We start from the raw sequence: 16,202 nt of genomic DNA on the forward strand, positions 1-16,202 counted from the left end.
CGAAGGGAGGTCCCGGCATGAGCACACCTCAGCGCGTAGAAACTACGCATAAGGCGGCTAAGGAATCCCGCACTACGGATGGCGATACCCGCCGGCAAGTGATGCTGTTGCTGCTGAAGGACGGGCCCGTTACCGCTTCCCACTTGGGTGAACGCCTTGGCCTTTCTGCTGCCGGAATCCGCCGGCACTTAGACAATTTGGTGGAAGAGGAATTGACGGAGGTTGTGCGCCGCCGCCCAGTTACCCGCGGTTCAGCGGGTAGCGGCTCTGGTCGCGGGCGACCAGCCAAACACTTCCGCCTCACCGATCGTGGCCGAGCGCAATTCGGCCACGCCTACGATGATTTGGCCTCTGATGCCTTGACGGCGCTTCGCGACGTCGGCGGGTCTGAGGCCGTTAAGCGCTTTGCCAAGGTCCGCTTCGGGCGTCTCGTTGCAGATGTGCGCCCCCTCGTAGAAGAGGGCGAATCTGTAGAGGATGTGGCCCGCAAGCTGGCCGAGGTATTGGACGAGCACGGGTATGCCGCCACGGTGGACCGCGCTGGTCAGGGAGTGCAAATCTGTCAGCACCATTGTCCGGTCTCCCATGTGGCGGCCGAGCATCCGGAGCTGTGTGAGGCGGAACAAGAAGTCTTTTCTGCTCTATTAGGCAAACACGTACAGCCTTTGGCCTCCATCGCCGGCGGTCATGGGATCTGTACCACGAACATCCCCTTGACACCCGTTAATACAAATACTGAAAGGAGCGAGTCATGACCCAGGCACAATCGGCACCCGAGAACAAGATGACCGATGATGAAATCATTGATTCCATTGGTGCATATGAGTACGGCTGGCACGACTCGGACGCGGCCGGTGCTTCTGCTCGCCGCGGCTTGAACGAAGATGTAGTACGCGATATTTCCGCCAAGAAGGGCGAGCCGGAATGGATGCTTAACCAGCGCCTGAAGGCACTCAACATCTTTGATAAGAAGCCCGTTCCCACCTGGGGTGCGGATCTGTCTGGCATCGACTTCGACCAGATTAAGTACTACGTGAAGTCCACTGAGGAGCAGGCCCAGACCTGGGACGAACTCCCTGACGATATCAAGGCCACCTACGATAAGTTGGGCATTCCAGAGGCCGAGAAGCAGCGCCTCGTTGCCGGCGTGGCAGCCCAGTACGAGTCTGAGGTTGTCTACCACCAGATCCGTGAGGACCTGGAAAGCCAGGGTGTCATCTTCGTCGATACTGACACCGCACTTCGCGATTACCCTGAGCTTTTCAAGGAGTACTTCGGCACCGTTATCCCGGCCGGCGACAATAAGTTCTCCGCGCTGAACTCCGCGGTGTGGTCCGGTGGCTCCTTTATCTACGTGCCTAAGGGCGTGCACGTAGATATTCCACTGCAGGCTTACTTCCGCATCAACACGGAAAATATGGGCCAATTCGAGCGCACCCTCATCATCGTCGACGAGGACGCTTATGTTCACTACGTCGAGGGCTGTACCGCTCCTATCTACAAGTCTGACTCCCTGCACTCCGCGGTAGTGGAGATCATCGTGAAGAAGGGCGGCCGCTGCCGCTACACCACCATTCAGAACTGGTCCAGCAACGTCTACAACTTGGTGACCAAGCGCACCAAGGTAGAAGAAGGCGGCACCATGGAATGGGTCGACGGCAACATCGGCTCCAAGGTCACCATGAAGTACCCGGCCGTATGGATGACCGGTCCTTACGCCAAGGGCGAGGTTCTCTCCGTTGCCTTTGCTGGTGAGAACCAGTTCCAGGACACGGGCGCCAAGATGACTCACATGGCTCCGCACACCTCTTCCAATATCGTGTCTAAGTCGGTTGCCCGTGCCGGCGGCCGCGCCGCTTACCGCGGCTTGGTGCAGGTTAATCAGAACGCGCACCATTCTACCTCTAACGTCGAGTGCGATGCGTTGCTGGTGGACAATATTTCGCGTTCGGACACATACCCGTATAACGACATCCGCAATGACCACGTCACGCTGGGCCATGAGGCAACCGTTTCCCAGGTTTCTGAGGAGCAGCTGTTCTACCTGATGTCCCGCGGCATTGCGGAAGAAGAAGCAATGGCGATGATCGTGCGCGGCTTCGTTGAGCCGATTGCTAAGGAGCTGCCGATGGAGTACGCCCTCGAGCTCAACCGCCTCATCGAACTGCAAATGGAAGGATCGGTCGGCTAAAGAAAATGGTCGCTTCGAACGAATTCAATCCGGATAAGATCACCAAGGGTGACGTCTTTACCTCCACCAACGTGGAGGACTTCCCGGTGCCGCACGGCCGCGATGAGGTGTGGCGCTTTGTCTCCCTGCGCAAGCTCCGTGGACTGCACAATGGCGAGTTCGCTGAGGCAGTGGCACAGGACGTCACCGTGAGCGAACATCCAGGCGTAAGCTCCGAGACCGTCGCTCGCGATGACGAGCGCTTGGGCCGCGTTGGTACGCCGTCTGACCGCGTTGCGGCACAGGCATGGACTTCTATGCCTGAAGGTCAAGTTGTCACCATTGACGCCGAGGCTCAGGTGGAAGAGCCCGTGGTCATTACCTACACCGGCAAGGGCGAGGGCGTAACTTCCTTTGGCGCTACCTCCATCGAGGTAGGCCACCACGCGGAAGCTACCGTCATCTTGAAGTACGTCGGCTCTGGCACCCACGCAGATAACGTCGAGTTCATCGTGGGCGATGGCGCTCACCTGACCGTCGTTGTTGACGTTGATTGGGAAGACGATGCCGTACACCTGTCCAACCACGTGGCACAGCTCGGCCGCGATTCCGTGCTGCGCCACAACTCCGCCATCTTTGGCGGCGAGGTGGTACGCATCGTGCCTCGCGTGAACTTCACCGAGCAAGGCGGCGACGCAGAGTTGCTGGGCGTCTACTTCGCTGACGAAGGCCAGTACTTTGAAAACCGCATGTTGGTGGATCACTCTGTCCCTAATTGCCGCTCCCACGTCCTATACAAGGGCGCACTGCAGGGTGCCAAGGACAATGAGGCCCGCACCTGCTGGGTGGGCGATGTCCTTATCCGCTCCAATGCACAGGGCACCGATACCTACGAGACCAACAACAACCTGATCCTGACTGAGGGTGCTCGCGCGGACGCAATCCCTAACTTGGAGATTGAGACCGGTGAAATTACCGGTGCAGGCCACGCGGCCACCGTTGGTCGCTTCGATGACATCGAGTTGTTCTACCTGATGTCTCGCGGCATTCCAGAGGCTGAAGCCCGCCGCCTCATCATCCGTGGCTTCTTCAATGAGGTCATCCACCGCATCCCGGTGCAGTCCCTGTCCGAGGAATTGGAAAACCGCATTTCCGAAGAACTGGAAAAGATCTCCGCCTAAATCTTTCATAGAAGGAAAACCACACACATTATGTCTACTCTGGAAATTAAGAACCTCCACGCCCAGGTGCTGCCGACGGAAGAAGGCGGCGAGCCGAAGGAAATCCTCAAGGGCGTTAACCTGACCATCAACTCCGGCGAGATCCACGCCATCATGGGCCCGAACGGTTCCGGCAAGTCCACCTTGTCCTACACCATCGCCGGCCACCCAAAGTATGAGGTCACCGAGGGCGAGGTGCTTCTCGACGGCGAAAATCTGCTGGAGATGCCCGTCGACGAGCGCGCTCGCGCCGGCCTCTTCCTGGCGATGCAGTACCCAACTGAAGTACCGGGCGTAAAGGTCTCTCAGTTCATGCGCTCCGCAGTCACCTCCATTCGTGGCGAGGCACCGAAGCTACGCGAATGGAACAAGGAGCTTACCCAGGCCCGCGAGAACCTGAAGATTGATAAGTCCTTCATCTCCCGCTCCGTCAACGAAGGCTTCTCCGGCGGTGAGAAGAAGCGCCACGAGGTTATGCAGCTGGATATCCTGAAGCCGAAGTTCGCAGTCATGGACGAGACCGACTCCGGCCTGGACGTTGACGCTCTGCGCATCGTGTCTGAGGGCATCAATAGCTACCAGAAGGAAACCAATGGTGGCATCTTGATGATTACCCACTACAAGCGCATCCTGAACTACGTGAAGCCGGACTTCGTCCACGTCTTCGCTGATGGCCACGTCATCAAGACCGGTGGCGCTGAATTGGCGGACCAGCTCGAGTCTGACGGCTACGACCAGTTCCTCAAGTAAGGACCGACCCTCGGCCGGTCAACCGCGACTATCCAAAGAAGATTCATGTCTGGATTTGATGTAAACGCAATTAGGGAACAGTTCCCGATTCTCCAGCGCACGGTGCGTGGCGATAAGCCACTGGTGTACCTGGATTCGGGTGCTACCTCCCAGCGCCCGCTGCCGGTATGGAAGGCGGAAGAGGAGTTTGTGCTGCACACGAACGCCCCTGTTCACCGCGGTTCCTATCAATTGGCAGAAGAGGCCGATGATGCCTACGAGTCCGCGCGCCAAGCTATCGCCGCATTCGTGGGCGCGGACCGCGACGAGATCGCCTTTACCAAAAACGCCACTGAGGCCCTGAACGAAGTTGCCTATGTGCTTGGCGACGAGCGCGCGGGGGACCTCTACGTGGGCGAGGGCGATACCGTCGTGATCACCGAATTGGAACACCACGCCAACTTGGTGCCGTGGCAGGAGCTGTGTGCTCGCACCGGCGCTACGTTGAAGTGGTATTCCATGACCGAAGACGGCCGTATCGATCTCGATTCGCTTGAGCTCGATGATTCCGTCAAGGTAGTTGCGTTTACTCACCAATCCAATGTGACTGGTGCTGTGGCAGACGTGGATGAGCTGGTGCGCCGCGCCCGCGCGGTCGACGCCATGGTCGTCCTCGACGCCTGCCAGTCGGTGCCACACATGGCGGTGGATTTCCACGCCTTGGACGTGGATTTCGCGGCCTTTTCCGGCCATAAGATGTGCGGCCCCAGCGGCGTGGGTGTGCTCTACGGCAAGGATGAGCTGCTCAAGAAGCTGCCACCCTTCCTGACCGGTGGCTCCATGATTGAGATCGTCAAGATGGAAGAGACCACCTTTGCCGAGCCCCCGACGCGCTTTGAAGCGGGCACGCAGATGACCAGCCAGGTGGTTGGCCTTGGCGCAGCGGTGAACTTCTTGGAAGAAGTGGGCATGGACAATATCCACGCGCACGAAAAGAAGCTCACCGAGCGCGCATTGCGCCAGCTCAAGGAAATCCCTGGTCTGCGCATCATCGGTCCAGAGACCACCGAAAATCGTGGTGGCGCCATTTCCTTCACTGTGGAAGGCGTTCACCCGCACGACTTGGGCCAGGTCCTCGATGACCACGGCGTGTCTATTCGCGTTGGCCACCACTGTGCGTGGCCACTGCACCGTGCCTGCGGCGCACAGTCCACCGCCCGCGCTAGCTTCTACCTTTATAACACCGAGGAAGAAGTAGATAAGCTGGTGGACGCAATCAAGGCTGCCCGCGAATTCTTTGGAGTTGCCTCATGAACCTAGATTCCATGTACCAGGACGTCATCCTGGATCACTATAAGAACCCCCAACACGCCGGCCTGAGGGAGCCATATCAGGCCGAGGTTCACCACGTGAACCCGTCCTGCGGCGATGAGCTCACCCTGCGCGTGCGCCTTTCGGACGACGGCAAGACCGTCGAGGACGTCTCCTATGACGCGGAAGGCTGCTCCATTTCGCAGGCTTCTACCTCGGTTATGGCTGAAGAAATCGTGGGGCTGCCGCTTGCGGAAGCCAACGAGAAGCTGGCCGAGTTCGAAAAGATGATTACCTCTCGTGGCCAAGAAGAGGGCGATGAAGACCTTATCGGTGACGGCGTTGCCTTCGCCGGCGTGTCCCAGTACCCAGCGCGCGTCAAGTGTGCGCTCCTCGGATGGAAGGCCTTCCAGGCTGCATCTGCCGATGCACTAACTGAAGTGGAGAACTAGATGACGGAACCCGTAGATCCTTATCAGAACGAGAACTCTTCATTCTCCGGCAGCGGCGAGCGTCCGGAGCAGACTGAAGAACAGATTTCCAAGGCCTTTGATGTCACCGAATTCATGCGTGATGTCATTGACCCCGAGCTCGGCATTAACGTCGTCGACCTGGGTCTTGTCTATGACCTCTGGTTTGAAGAGGATAATGGCAAGGAAATCGTCATGATCAATATGACGCTGACCTCGCCGGCGTGCCCGCTGACCGATGTCATTGCAGAGCAGGTGGAAGACATCGTCAAGGCCAATAAGCTGGCTGATGCTGTCCGTATCAACTGGGTATGGATGCCGCCATGGGGCCCGCAGATGATTACTGAGGAGGGCCGCGAGCAGCTTCAGGCCCTCGGTTTCGCGGTTTAAAATCGCGTATTAATCACACGCCCCCAACAGCGCATTTCTTGGATTCGGGAAGTGACTGTTGGGGGCGTTAGTGCGTCTTAGCGTTGGCCGCGTCAATTGCTAGACTATTTCTTCGTGATTGTAACCAATGATTTCGAAGTCAGGGTAGGAGCGCGCACGCTTCTCGACGCCCCCGGGCAGCACCTGCGCGTGCAGCCCGGCGACCGCATCGGCCTCATCGGCCGCAACGGCGCGGGCAAGACGACGACCATGCGCATCTTGGCAGGGGAGACGGAGCCTTATGGTGGTTCTGTGACTCGCTCGGGCCCCATTGGTTATCTGCCCCAGGATTCCCGCGAGGGAAATATCGAGCAAACGGCGCGCGAGCGCGTTCTCTCCGCACGCGGCCTGGATGATCTTAAGCGCCGCATGGCGAAGCAACAAGAGCTCATGGAATCGGCCACGGACGATAAGTTCCGGGATAAGGCTATCCGTAAGTATTCCCGCTTAGAGGAGCAATTCGAGTCGCTAGGCGGATATGAAGCCGATTCCGAGTGTGCGCAGATTTGCGATAATTTGGGCCTGCCACAGCGTGTCCTAGATCAGCAGCTCAAGACTCTCTCGGGCGGCCAGCGTCGCCGTGTGGAGCTGGCACAGATCCTCTTTGCGGCTACTGAAGGCTCCGGCAAATCCCAGACCACCCTGCTCCTGGATGAGCCGACTAACCACTTGGATGCGGACTCTATTACGTGGCTGCGCCAATTCCTGTCCAAGCACGAAGGCGGGCTCATTATGATTTCCCACGACGTCGAACTGCTAGAGGCCGTGTGCAATAAGGTGTGGTTCCTTGACGCGGTCCGCGGCGAGGCCGACGTCTACAACATGGGCTATAAGAAGTACCTCGATGCCCGTGCTACCGATGAAGCGCGCCGTCGCCGAGAGCGGGCCAATGCGGAAAAGAAGGCATCCGCCCTGCAAAAGCAGGCTGCTAAGTTGGGTGCTAAGGCAACGAAGGCCGCTGCGGCCAAGCAGATGCTCCACCGCGCTGAGCGCATGATGAGCCAGCTCGATGAGGTGCGGGTGGCCGATAAGGTAGCCAATATTAAGTTCCCCGAGCCGGCACCGTGCGGTAAGACACCCATGAATGCCAAGGGACTGACCAAGATGTACGGTTCGCTGGAGGTTTTCGTGGGCGTAGACCTCGCCATCGACAAAGGTTCTAGGGTCGTCGTTCTCGGCTACAACGGTGCAGGTAAGACCACCCTGTTGAAATTGCTGGCCGGCGTGGAACGCACCGATGGTGAAGGTGGCATCGTCAGTGGTCACGGCCTGCGCATCGGCTACTTCGCGCAGGAACATGACACCATCGACCCGGATAAGTCCGTGTGGCAAAACACCATTGATGCTTGTCCTGACGCGGATCAGCAGGAGTTGCGCAGCCTGCTTGGCGCCTTCATGTTCTCCGGTGAGAAGCTGGAGCAGCCTGCGGGTACCCTCTCCGGCGGTGAGAAGACGCGCCTTGCGCTAGCCGCCTTGGTCTCCAGCCGCGCGAACGTCCTGTTGCTAGACGAGCCCACCAATAACTTGGACCCAATTTCGCGCGAGCAGGTGCTTGATGCACTGAAAACGTATACGGGCGCCGTGGTGCTGGTGACGCACGATCCGGGTGCGGTTAAGGCCCTGGATCCGGAACGCGTGATCATCATGCCCGATGGTGATGAGGACCTGTGGTCCGATGACTATATGGAGATCGTGGAGCTAGCTTAGGGATTTATGAAGACACTGCTGGAGAGGATGCCCGCTTGGCGGGAGAAGTTTTGGCTCATCCCCGCCGTGGCGGTGGCCATAGCCGCGATCGGTGCGGAATTGCTCATTGCGGTTGGTAGCAATTTTGATGTGTCCGCCACGCCCTTTTATGACGGCAGCGCCGATAGCGCGCAAGGGATTTTAAGCGCGGTAGCAACCTCGTCGCTATCCTTGGCCGGCACCGTCTTTTTCATCACCCTGACCGCGCTATCCGGTGTCGTCACGGTGATGGGACCGCGCCTCCTGCACGAGTTTCTAAAGGATCGCTCCATTCAATCCACGTTGGCGATCTACCTGGCAACCTTCATTTTTGCGCTCCTATCCCTGCGCGCGGTTCGTACCGGCGGCGGTGGGGAAGAAGAATACGTTCCTTCCCTCAATGTAGCCGTCACGGTTCTGCTGGCCATTGCCTGCGTTGTCTTCCTTATCTACTTCATCGTGCATATTGCGCAATCGATCAGCATGTCCCACGTGGTACACGTCGTTGCCCAAGACGTAGAAAGCCACATGCGCCGGCTTATCCACCGAGGTGAGGAGGAGGAGAAAGTAAAAGCGCCGGGGCCAGAGTTCTACACGAACGCGCAAAAGCGCCGCAGTAGTGAGACTGGCTATCTCAAATTCGTGGACTATGACGCCATCGCGCAGGCTGCGGCGCAAGAGGATTGCGCGGTGCACCTCGGCGTGGCACCGGGAGACCTCGTATTGGAAGGCGAGGTCATTGCCCACGGCGTGCCACGTTTGCCGGAAGACATTGAGCGTCATATCGTGCTCACGCAGCACCGCGAAAACGCCTCTGCCCATGACCCGCGGTTTACCGCCCGGCACCTCGCAGAAATTGCTGCCCGCGCTTTGAGTACCGGCGTTAATGACCCATTCACGGTAATTGACATCATTGACCGCTTCACCCAGATTCTTACGGTGATTGGGGATAAGCGTCTTCCGCAGGGCATTGTGCATGTGAGCGGCGAGTTTCGGCTGGATTATCAGACCTTTAGCTATGACGAAATCGTCGAAGCGATGTTTACACAGATTCGGCGCGATGCGGCCGATAACGCGGAGATTTACCTCAGCCTGCTGGATAACCTGGCTAAGGTGGTTGCCCTTCTTCGCACAGCGGAACGCCGGCGCGTGCTTGATGACGCCGCCCGGGCCATCTACTCCGATGCCCGCCGCCAAGTAGGCGGCGAGGTGGAGCTGAAACAGTTGGAGGCTTCCTACCAGCACTTTCAGGCCAACCTAGCTGCGTGGGCGGAATCCGATAAGCCGGGCGAGGAGCACGCCGCGGACTAGACCGCGGCGTGGTTGTTGCTGGCGCTAGTTGCGGAATCCGTGCACCGGGGCCGGAATGAAGCCGCCGCGGTTAATGAACTGCGCATTGCCCACCTGATTGACCGGGATAACTGGGGCGTAGCCGAGAAGCCCACCGAAGCTGACCTCGTCGCCTACCTGGGCTCCAGGTACCGGGATGACTCGCACCGCGGTGGTTTTATGGTTCATCACGCCAATGGCGGCCTCATCGGCGATCATGCCCGAGATCGTCGCGGCCGAGGTATCGCCCGGCAGGGCAATCATGTCAAAGCCAACCGAGCAAATAGCGGTCATGGCCTCCAGCTTGTCCATGGAAATGGAGCCGGACTTGACCGCGTCGATCATGCCTTTGTCCTCGGAAACGGGGATGAAGGAACCTGACAACCCGCCCACGCGGGAACAAGCCATCATGCCGCCCTTCTTAACGGCGTCGTTAAGCAGAGCCAAGGCCGCAGTGGTGCCGTGGGTGCCCACTTGGTCCAGGCCCATGTGCTCCAAGATGTGCGCAACCGAATCGCCCAATTCGGCGGTGGGGGCAAGCGAAAGGTCGATGATGCCGAAGGGCACTCCCAGGCGCTCCGAGGCCATGTTGCCCACCAGCTGCCCGGCGCGAGTGATCTTGAAAGCAGCCTTCTTCACCTCTTCTGCAACCTGGTCTAAGCTGGCCCCCTCGAGCGAGCCCAAGGCACGGTCGACCACACCCGGGCCGGAAACGCCCACGGAGACCACACAATCGGGTTCCTCAATGCCGTGGAAGGCGCCGGCCATGAAGGGGTTATCTCCCACGGAGTTAGCAAAGACCACGAGCTTGGCGCACGCAATGGCGGAATCGTCCTTGGTCAGCTCAGCCGCTTCCTTGATGACCTCGCCCATCTTCTTGGCTGCATCCATGTTGATGCCGGCGCGGGAGCTAGCGATATTCACGGAGGAACAGACGACGTCGGTAGTAGCCAGCGCCTCCGGAATGGAGCTGATGAGTTTTTGCTCCGCGGTCGTGGCGCCCTTTTCTACTAGGGCGGAATAGCCGCCCACGAAGTTGACGCCAACCTCCTTGGCTGCCTTATCCAGCGCCTTCGCTGCATCAACGGGGTTTCCCTCTACGCCGGCCACCACCAACGAGATGGGGGTTACGGAGATGCGCTTATTGACGATGGGGATACCGAGCTCGCCCTCGATGCCTTCGCACACCTCGACGAGGCGCCCTGCCTGCTGGGTGACCCGGTCATAGATGGCCTGGCAGGTAGCCTCCATGGTGGAGCGAGTGCATCCGAGGAGCGAGATGCCCATCGTCACGGTGCGGATATCGAGACGATAGTTCTCAATCATCTCGATGGTGTCCAAGATATTGGTGGTATTAAAACGCGTACTCATTCTAAATCTCGTTCATGGCGGTGAAGAGGTCTTCGGACTGAATGCGGATGGACTGGTGCTTTTCCTCCGCCACGGGGCGCATGCGCTCCTTAATGGTCTGGATGGAGACCTTGTCCGCATCGAATTCGACGCGCAGGATCATGGTGAAGTATCCGCCCATGAGCGTCTGGGAGACGTCGATGACGTTGATATCGAGTTCTGCAAGGGTAGTGGTCACCGCGGCGATGATGCCGGTGCTATCGGCGCCGGTGACGGTCATAATGGCATACATGCATGCAATTCTATCTGCTTGCCGGGCGCGCCGCGGTGGTTTGTACGTGCCGGAGTAGGGAGGCCGTCTGCACGCCGACCGCGCCGTTGTTACGGTGGAGAGGTATGACTGATACGAAGAGGATTCTGTACATCGGTGGACACGGCAAGGTCGGACTGCTCACCGCACCTAAGCTGGTTGATGCCGGCCACGAGGTCCACTCCCTCATCCGCAACCCAGAGCAGAAGGCCGAGATTGAAAAGCTCGGCGCGACCCCGGTTATGGCGGATATTACTGAACAAACCGTGGATCAGTGGGCAGAGCTTTTCGCCGCTTATGACGCTGTAGTCTGGGGCGCTGGCAATGGCGGCCGCGGTGGGGCAGACCTCACCTGGGCCGTCGACCGCGATGGCGCCCTCGCTACCCTCGACGCCATGGACAAGTTACAGCAGGAGGGCAAGAATGTACCTGCCTATGTGATGATCTCCTACGTCGGCTCCCAGGTAGCAACCACGGATCCTGCCGATGAGAAGTGGTATGCCTACGTGGAGTCCAAGAAGGAAGTAGACAACCGCCTTGTACAGGCCGGCTACCCGCACCTCATCCTCAAGCCAGCGATGCTGACCGAGGAACCAGCCAAGGGCATTGAGCAGATTGAGGATAAGATGCTGAAGGAGTCTCTGACTTCTTCCCGCGAGCTGGTTGCAGACGTCATCGTCGAGGTCCTTGGCCGCGAAAACCTGCCGGATTCCCCGCTCGCCTTCGTTGATGGCGACAATCCGGTGAGCTCCATCAAGTAAGGCGCTAGACTGGCTGGCATTATGACTGCTAAGCCACCAGCTGTACTTATTGATTGCGATCCCGGCATCGATGATTGCCTCGCCCTTATGTACTTGGCGGGTCTGCATCATGCCGGTGAGATCGAGCTGGTGGGCGTTACCACCACGGCCGGCAACGTCGAGGTCCACCAGACCGCGGCTAATGCCCGCTGGATTTTGGATCTTTGCTCGCTTGCCGACGTCCCCGTCGCCCCCGGCCTACCCCAACCCCTCAAGGTGGATCTCACCACCACCCCTGAGACCCATGGCCCGACAGGGCTGGGCTATGCACATGCCCGCGCTGCCGCCGCCAAGCTACAACAGCGCGATTGGCAGCAGGTATGGGAAGAAGCATTAGCCACCCACGACGATCTGCAGCTGATCGTTACTGGACCGGTCACCAACCTTGCTGCTTTCGAGGCAACCCATAGCGAGGCTGCCGCGCGCTTCGGCGCCATCACCATCATGGGCGGCGCGGTCAATTACCGCGGAAACACCACACCCACTGCAGAGTGGAACTTTTGGGTGGATCCACACGCCGCCGCCCAACATTTTCATTCAACCGCCCCACGCGTTCTCACCACGCTGTGTTCCCTCGAAGTAACGGAACAGTTTCTCATTACTCCGCAGCGCCTAGACGAGGTCCTGGAATTGTTGGGGGATCACCCTACAGCACAGATCCTGCCGGACGTGCTGCGTTTTTATTTTGAATTCCACCAGGCACAGGGAGAGGGCTATCAAGCCCAGATCCACGACCTCTTGACCTGCATGATTGCCCTGGGGCGCATCCCTTATGAAGCGACAGAAACCACCGTGGACGTTGAAGCGGAATCGTCACTGTTGCGGGGCACGTGCGTTGCAGATTTGCGCAACCATTGGGGCCGCGCCCACAACGCGCGGCTGGTAACAGGCGCAGATATAGAGGCCGCACACCACGAATGCGCGCGGGGATTCACGCTATTGGCTTCGCATTAGTAGCTTTTAACACGCAGAGCCTCTACTATTATCCGCGGCGCACGTGCCGTGCAAGCTCGCTTTCCGAGGTGACATAGGAACGCAGCACCATCCGCGGTCGTCGTTTATTTTGCCCATTTTTCGGTATATGGATTTGGACTTTTACTGTGTCACAGCTTTCTCTCACCCCCGCCCGCAAGGCTATGGTCATCGCGGGTGCTCTCATTGTCGCCGCAACCTGGATTTATCTGGTTCTTCTGCGTCCTACTGATTGGGAATCCGTTGCCGGCTCGACAGAGGCGCTTATTACCCTCGCCGGCTACCTCGTTGGCGCCGCGCTCCTTCTAGCCGGCACCGTTCCGGCGCTACCGGCGCGAACCATCGCCATCATCCCGGTAGCGCTAGTGCTCAATATTGTTGTCGGCGAAATCATCGGTTCTATCGGCGTTCCGCTGTATATCGACTCCGTGGGAACGATCCTGGTAGCCGCGTTCGCGGGCCCCATCGCCGGATTGGCTACTGGTACCTTGTCCTCCGTCGTATGGGGACTGTTGAACCCCGCCGCTTTGCCCTTCGCCGCCGTGTCCGCGGCCACGGGGTTCCTCTCTGGACTGGTAATCAAGAAGGGTGCTTTCACTAAGGTGTGGTGGGTCATTCTCAGCGGCGCCATCATCGGCATCATTTCCGGCATGCTCGCCGCACCAGTGGCGGCCTTTGTTTATGGCGGTACCGCAGGTCTTGGTACGGGCGCGGTTGTTTCGCTGTTCCGAGAGCTGGGCAATTCCCTCATCGCCTCGGTTACGCTGCAGTCCTTTATTTCGGATCCCCTGGATAAGGCATTGGTCTTCCTCATTGTCTGGGCAGCGGTCAAGGCACTGCCGCAGCGCACCCGAGAATCCCTCCAGCCACGTTAATGCAGGGCCTTCATCCCGCCACCGTTGTCACCATCGCGGCCTGCGGCTGGGTCCTTACTTTGGCGCTGAATACCCCGGTGGCGTCGGCAAGCGTAGTGCTTATCGCCCTAGCCTGCGGTACTGCCGCTACCCGCAACGCTTCCGTGATTTTGACAACTGTGGCGTTAAGCGCCCCAGCGGCCCTTTCCATGCTGGTCATTCACGCCCCCTACGGTGATGACCCAGTGCTGCCGCTGGTAACAAGCGACGGCCTGGTGCTCGCCGCCACCCTCACCCTGCGGTTCTGCGCCCTCATGGCCTGCTTCATCGCGGCCATGGCAGTGCTGCGCATTGCTGATATCGCCAAGTGGCTGCAAGTTTCGCGCGCTGGCCACAAGGTCGCGTATATCGTTGGAGCCTCCCTACAAACCCTGCCCCAAGGTGCGCACGCATGGCGTTGCGTCCGCGAAGCCAACCAGCTCGCAGGCATCACCGTGACTTGGCGCAATACCATCTCGCGCGTCATTATTCCCGTTATCGCTCGCCTCCTTACCCAAGGAACCCAACGTGGCCAGGCCCTCGCCGCCGTCGGATTCGACCAGGAAGGGCAACGCAGCCTATTGCGCCCCGTTTCCGATTCCATGGCCTCCCGCGTCGTACGCTTCCTCATTCCGCTAGTAACCCTTGCGGTGGTGATTGCTACATGGATCTAGCCCGCATTAAGCCCACCCCTGGGGCCATTTATCAAGTACTCGTCGAGCCTGACACAGCCGTCGAAGACGTTGCCGTGGAACTAGCCGAGCACCTATCTACCGAAGCCATCATCGGTACGGATGCCTCAGCACAGATTAGCTTCCTGCGGGAAACCTGTATCGAAGAAGTAGTTTTAGGCGTCGAAAATGCCGGCGTTCCTGCCCCTGAAATGCAGCGGCGCGGGGAGCGAATGCTTCGCGCCGTGGGCCTGTCTGACTACCGCGAACACGATCCAACACAGCTATCCGGTGGCCAAACACGCAGGCTTGCGGCTGCCTGTGTCGCCATTCGCGATCCGGAAGTCATGATTGTGTGCGAGCCTGCAGCCGGGCTTGATGCTGACTCGCGCACGCAAGTGGTTCGCCTCTTGCAGGAATTGCCGGAAACCTGCGTCATTTCTATATCCAGTGCTTCCTGGCAAGAATTGGGTGGGCACATCATTGGAACAGACCCACTCGTAGCGGCCGTAGACTTACCGCGGGTTTCTGCAAGCCCCCGGACAGGGAGTATCGGTCCGCTAACAGCACGCAGGGGTGCAGCAAAGAAGAAATGGTGGCACTTTTCTCAGCCCCGTGGCACTTCCTTCAGCGTCGGACCGGTAGAAATCCCTATCGCGAAATCTGCGGTTACGTGGCTGCGAGGCGATAATGGCAGTGGCAAGACCACGCTCCTGCGCGCTGCTGCTGGGCTCGATGGCGCCGGAGCTGTCCCGAATCCACCCGCTCTTGCCTTGCAATCGCCGTTTGATCAGGCGGTATTTCCAACGGTGGAGGAATTCGTCCCCAACGACACCTTGCGCAACCTGCTGGGACTAAATCCGGCAGATCATCCTCTCGACCTATCATCGTCTCGCCTGCGGCTTGCGCAGATTGCCCACGTGATCGGGCAGCAGCGACCGGTGGTTCTGCTCGACGAACCAGACACCTTGCTTTCAGCTGCTGACCGCTGGCTCATGCACCAACTTATCCACCACGCACTGCAGTCCGGCAGCGCCCTCGCAGTTACCTGCCACGATCCTAAGTTTGTGGCTGAAATAGAAACCTATGCTGAAGTAACGGAAAAGACACTGCCGGCGCAGCATCTATAAGCACATACAAAATTGCTCCCGGCTGTTTCCAACATCAGTTAAGACGCTGCCGGGAGCAAAAGTAGTTGTATGGGGTTACTGTGGGCTCGCCTGAGCACCGCGGATGGATTGCTCTACTAAGTCAAGAACATTCTCCAGCTCCGCTGTATCGCCCAAGGCAAGTCGATTAATGAATCCGTCCATAAATACCTCAAGATAGATGGCTAAGGTATCGATTCCTACATCATCTCGTAGGCGACCCTTATCCGCATTAGATGCCAATCGTGCGCGAACGGCTTCATCACGAACCGATTGATTTTCTTTCCACCGAGCGGCGAACGAGGGGTCCGTGCGTAGCAGGGAGGTGATTTCCAAGCGAGTGGCCAGCCAATCGTGGCGCTCAGGATGTTGGAGCATTTCCCGCATGACTTCTACCAAGCCATTTTGAGCCACGACTTCGGCTTGACGAGCGGCATCTTCTTGCGCCAAGGCAAGAAATAGTGACTCTTTGTCACCGAAGTGGTGAAAAATTGCGCCACGTGACTTACCCGTCGCTTGCTCGAGTAGCCGAACAGTTGCTCCCTCGTACCCGTGCTCTGCAAAGCAGCGGCGGGCACCTACGAGAATGTCGTGCCGGCGGCGGCTAAGTTCAGATTCGCTCACGATGGGCATAGTAGGGAACTCTCCTTAATGGGGGATATCTAAAGATTGTTT

Annotated in this window: 17 protein-coding genes; 14 read left to right on the forward strand and 3 right to left on the reverse strand. The window is 58.7% G+C overall.

What is annotated here, in order from left to right:
• Nucleotides 1–17: 17 nt before the first annotated feature.
• The 9 genes from MHY13_RS08460 to MHY13_RS08500 all read left to right on the forward strand — a co-directional run bounded on the left by MHY13_RS08460 (nt 18) and on the right by MHY13_RS08500 (nt 9,365).
• On the forward strand, nt 18–755 hold the full coding sequence (locus tag MHY13_RS08460) for a metalloregulator ArsR/SmtB family transcription factor (protein ID WP_239228807.1): 738 nt from the start codon (nt 18–20) through the stop codon (nt 753–755).
• On the forward strand, nt 752–2,191 hold the full coding sequence (gene sufB, locus MHY13_RS08465) for a Fe-S cluster assembly protein SufB (RefSeq protein WP_275431205.1): 1,440 nt from the start codon (nt 752–754) through the stop codon (nt 2,189–2,191). Before MHY13_RS08460 ends, sufB begins: the two co-directional genes overlap by 4 nt.
• A gap of 5 nt (nt 2,192–2,196) precedes the next feature.
• The gene (sufD, locus tag MHY13_RS08470) at nt 2,197–3,351 is read left to right on the forward strand and encodes a Fe-S cluster assembly protein SufD (protein ID WP_239282849.1); all 1,155 of its coding nucleotides are present in this window, start codon (nt 2,197–2,199) and stop codon (nt 3,349–3,351) included.
• Between the two features lie 30 nt (nt 3,352–3,381).
• Entirely contained in the window at nt 3,382–4,140 is a 759-nt protein-coding gene (sufC, locus tag MHY13_RS08475; protein ID WP_005324834.1) for a Fe-S cluster assembly ATPase SufC, read from the forward strand.
• 45 nt (nt 4,141–4,185) lie between these two features.
• Nucleotides 4,186–5,433: a cysteine desulfurase gene (locus MHY13_RS08480; protein WP_239282851.1), complete on the forward strand. Its 1,248-nt coding sequence runs from the start codon at nt 4,186–4,188 to the stop codon at nt 5,431–5,433.
• Nucleotides 5,430–5,882 carry a Fe-S cluster assembly sulfur transfer protein SufU gene (gene sufU / locus MHY13_RS08485; RefSeq protein WP_005324831.1) on the forward strand — a complete coding sequence of 151 codons (453 nt, stop codon included), beginning with the start codon at nt 5,430–5,432 and terminating at the stop codon, nt 5,880–5,882. The genes MHY13_RS08480 and sufU overlap by 4 nt, the downstream gene beginning before the upstream one ends.
• Complete coding sequence (locus tag MHY13_RS08490; RefSeq protein ID WP_005324830.1) at nt 5,883–6,290, forward strand: metal-sulfur cluster assembly factor; 408 nt, start codon at nt 5,883–5,885, stop codon at nt 6,288–6,290. It abuts the gene before it with no gap.
• Between the two features lie 114 nt (nt 6,291–6,404).
• Entirely contained in the window at nt 6,405–8,036 is a 1,632-nt protein-coding gene (locus MHY13_RS08495) for an ABC-F family ATP-binding cassette domain-containing protein (protein WP_239282853.1), read from the forward strand.
• A 6-nt stretch (nt 8,037–8,042) separates the two neighbouring features.
• Entirely contained in the window at nt 8,043–9,365 is a 1,323-nt protein-coding gene (locus tag MHY13_RS08500) for a DUF2254 domain-containing protein (RefSeq protein ID WP_239282857.1), read from the forward strand.
• A 24-nt stretch (nt 9,366–9,389) separates the two neighbouring features.
• Here MHY13_RS08500 and MHY13_RS08505 read toward each other — a convergent pair whose 3' ends face one another.
• On the reverse strand, nt 9,390–10,754 hold the full coding sequence (locus MHY13_RS08505) for a PFL family protein (RefSeq protein WP_239235302.1): 1,365 nt from the start codon (nt 10,752–10,754) through the stop codon (nt 9,390–9,392).
• A 1-nt stretch (nt 10,755) separates the two neighbouring features.
• Nucleotides 10,756–11,025, reverse strand: a complete 270-nt coding sequence (locus MHY13_RS08510; protein ID WP_179386521.1) for an ACT domain-containing protein — start codon at nt 11,023–11,025, stop codon at nt 10,756–10,758.
• Nucleotides 11,026–11,129: 104 nt separating this feature from the next.
• Here MHY13_RS08510 and MHY13_RS08515 point away from each other — a divergent pair, with 104 nt between their 5' ends.
• The 5 genes from MHY13_RS08515 (at nt 11,130) to MHY13_RS08535 (ending at nt 15,509) form a co-directional block, all read left to right on the forward strand.
• Entirely contained in the window at nt 11,130–11,804 is a 675-nt protein-coding gene (locus tag MHY13_RS08515) for an NAD(P)H-binding protein (RefSeq protein ID WP_239282859.1), read from the forward strand.
• Nucleotides 11,805–11,825: 21 nt separating this feature from the next.
• The gene (locus MHY13_RS08520; protein ID WP_239228802.1) at nt 11,826–12,797 is read left to right on the forward strand and encodes a nucleoside hydrolase; all 972 of its coding nucleotides are present in this window, start codon (nt 11,826–11,828) and stop codon (nt 12,795–12,797) included.
• A 182-nt stretch (nt 12,798–12,979) separates the two neighbouring features.
• Nucleotides 12,980–13,690 (forward strand): ECF transporter S component, encoded by a 711-nt coding sequence (locus MHY13_RS08525; protein WP_239228850.1) that lies wholly within the window; start codon nt 12,980–12,982, stop codon nt 13,688–13,690.
• Nucleotides 13,690–14,382 carry an energy-coupling factor transporter transmembrane protein EcfT gene (locus MHY13_RS08530; RefSeq protein WP_239191941.1) on the forward strand — a complete coding sequence of 231 codons (693 nt, stop codon included), beginning with the start codon at nt 13,690–13,692 and terminating at the stop codon, nt 14,380–14,382. The genes MHY13_RS08525 and MHY13_RS08530 overlap by 1 nt, the downstream gene beginning before the upstream one ends.
• Nucleotides 14,373–15,509, forward strand: coding sequence for an ATP-binding cassette domain-containing protein (locus tag MHY13_RS08535; RefSeq protein ID WP_239191939.1), 1,137 nt, complete (start codon nt 14,373–14,375; stop codon nt 15,507–15,509). Before MHY13_RS08530 ends, MHY13_RS08535 begins: the two co-directional genes overlap by 10 nt.
• 75 nt (nt 15,510–15,584) lie before the next feature.
• Here the strand turns inward: MHY13_RS08535 and MHY13_RS08540 are convergent, their stop codons facing one another.
• Entirely contained in the window at nt 15,585–16,160 is a 576-nt protein-coding gene (locus MHY13_RS08540) for a TetR/AcrR family transcriptional regulator (RefSeq protein ID WP_204609017.1), read from the reverse strand.
• Nucleotides 16,161–16,202: the final 42 nt, after the last annotated feature.

The organism is Corynebacterium sp. ACRPE (assembly GCF_022347435.1).
In the GTDB taxonomy this organism is placed as follows: Bacteria; Actinomycetota; Actinomycetes; order Mycobacteriales; family Mycobacteriaceae; genus Corynebacterium; species Corynebacterium tuberculostearicum_D.

What these genes read in the sequence shown, in the direction of transcription:
- MHY13_RS08540 (WP_204609017.1), bottom strand. Translation starts at nt 16,160, where the DNA reads ATGCCCATCGTGAGCGAATCTGAACTTAGCCGCCGCCGGCACGACATT.
- sufU (WP_005324831.1), top strand. Translation starts at nt 5,430, where the DNA reads ATGAACCTAGATTCCATGTACCAGGACGTCATCCTGGATCACTATAAG.
- MHY13_RS08505 (WP_239235302.1), bottom strand. Translation starts at nt 10,754, where the DNA reads ATGAGTACGCGTTTTAATACCACCAATATCTTGGACACCATCGAGATG.
- MHY13_RS08480 (WP_239282851.1), top strand. Translation starts at nt 4,186, where the DNA reads ATGTCTGGATTTGATGTAAACGCAATTAGGGAACAGTTCCCGATTCTC.
- MHY13_RS08515 (WP_239282859.1), top strand. Translation starts at nt 11,130, where the DNA reads ATGACTGATACGAAGAGGATTCTGTACATCGGTGGACACGGCAAGGTC.
- sufC (WP_005324834.1), top strand. Translation starts at nt 3,382, where the DNA reads ATGTCTACTCTGGAAATTAAGAACCTCCACGCCCAGGTGCTGCCGACG.
- MHY13_RS08520 (WP_239228802.1), top strand. Translation starts at nt 11,826, where the DNA reads ATGACTGCTAAGCCACCAGCTGTACTTATTGATTGCGATCCCGGCATC.
- sufB (WP_275431205.1), top strand. Translation starts at nt 752, where the DNA reads ATGACCCAGGCACAATCGGCACCCGAGAACAAGATGACCGATGATGAA.
- sufD (WP_239282849.1), top strand. Translation starts at nt 2,197, where the DNA reads ATGGTCGCTTCGAACGAATTCAATCCGGATAAGATCACCAAGGGTGAC.
- MHY13_RS08525 (WP_239228850.1), top strand. Translation starts at nt 12,980, where the DNA reads ATGGTCATCGCGGGTGCTCTCATTGTCGCCGCAACCTGGATTTATCTG.
- MHY13_RS08510 (WP_179386521.1), bottom strand. Translation starts at nt 11,025, where the DNA reads ATGTATGCCATTATGACCGTCACCGGCGCCGATAGCACCGGCATCATC.
- MHY13_RS08490 (WP_005324830.1), top strand. Translation starts at nt 5,883, where the DNA reads ATGACGGAACCCGTAGATCCTTATCAGAACGAGAACTCTTCATTCTCC.
- MHY13_RS08530 (WP_239191941.1), top strand. Translation starts at nt 13,690, where the DNA reads ATGCAGGGCCTTCATCCCGCCACCGTTGTCACCATCGCGGCCTGCGGC.
- MHY13_RS08460 (WP_239228807.1), top strand. Translation starts at nt 18, where the DNA reads ATGAGCACACCTCAGCGCGTAGAAACTACGCATAAGGCGGCTAAGGAA.
- MHY13_RS08500 (WP_239282857.1), top strand. Translation starts at nt 8,043, where the DNA reads ATGAAGACACTGCTGGAGAGGATGCCCGCTTGGCGGGAGAAGTTTTGG.
- MHY13_RS08535 (WP_239191939.1), top strand. Translation starts at nt 14,373, where the DNA reads ATGGATCTAGCCCGCATTAAGCCCACCCCTGGGGCCATTTATCAAGTA.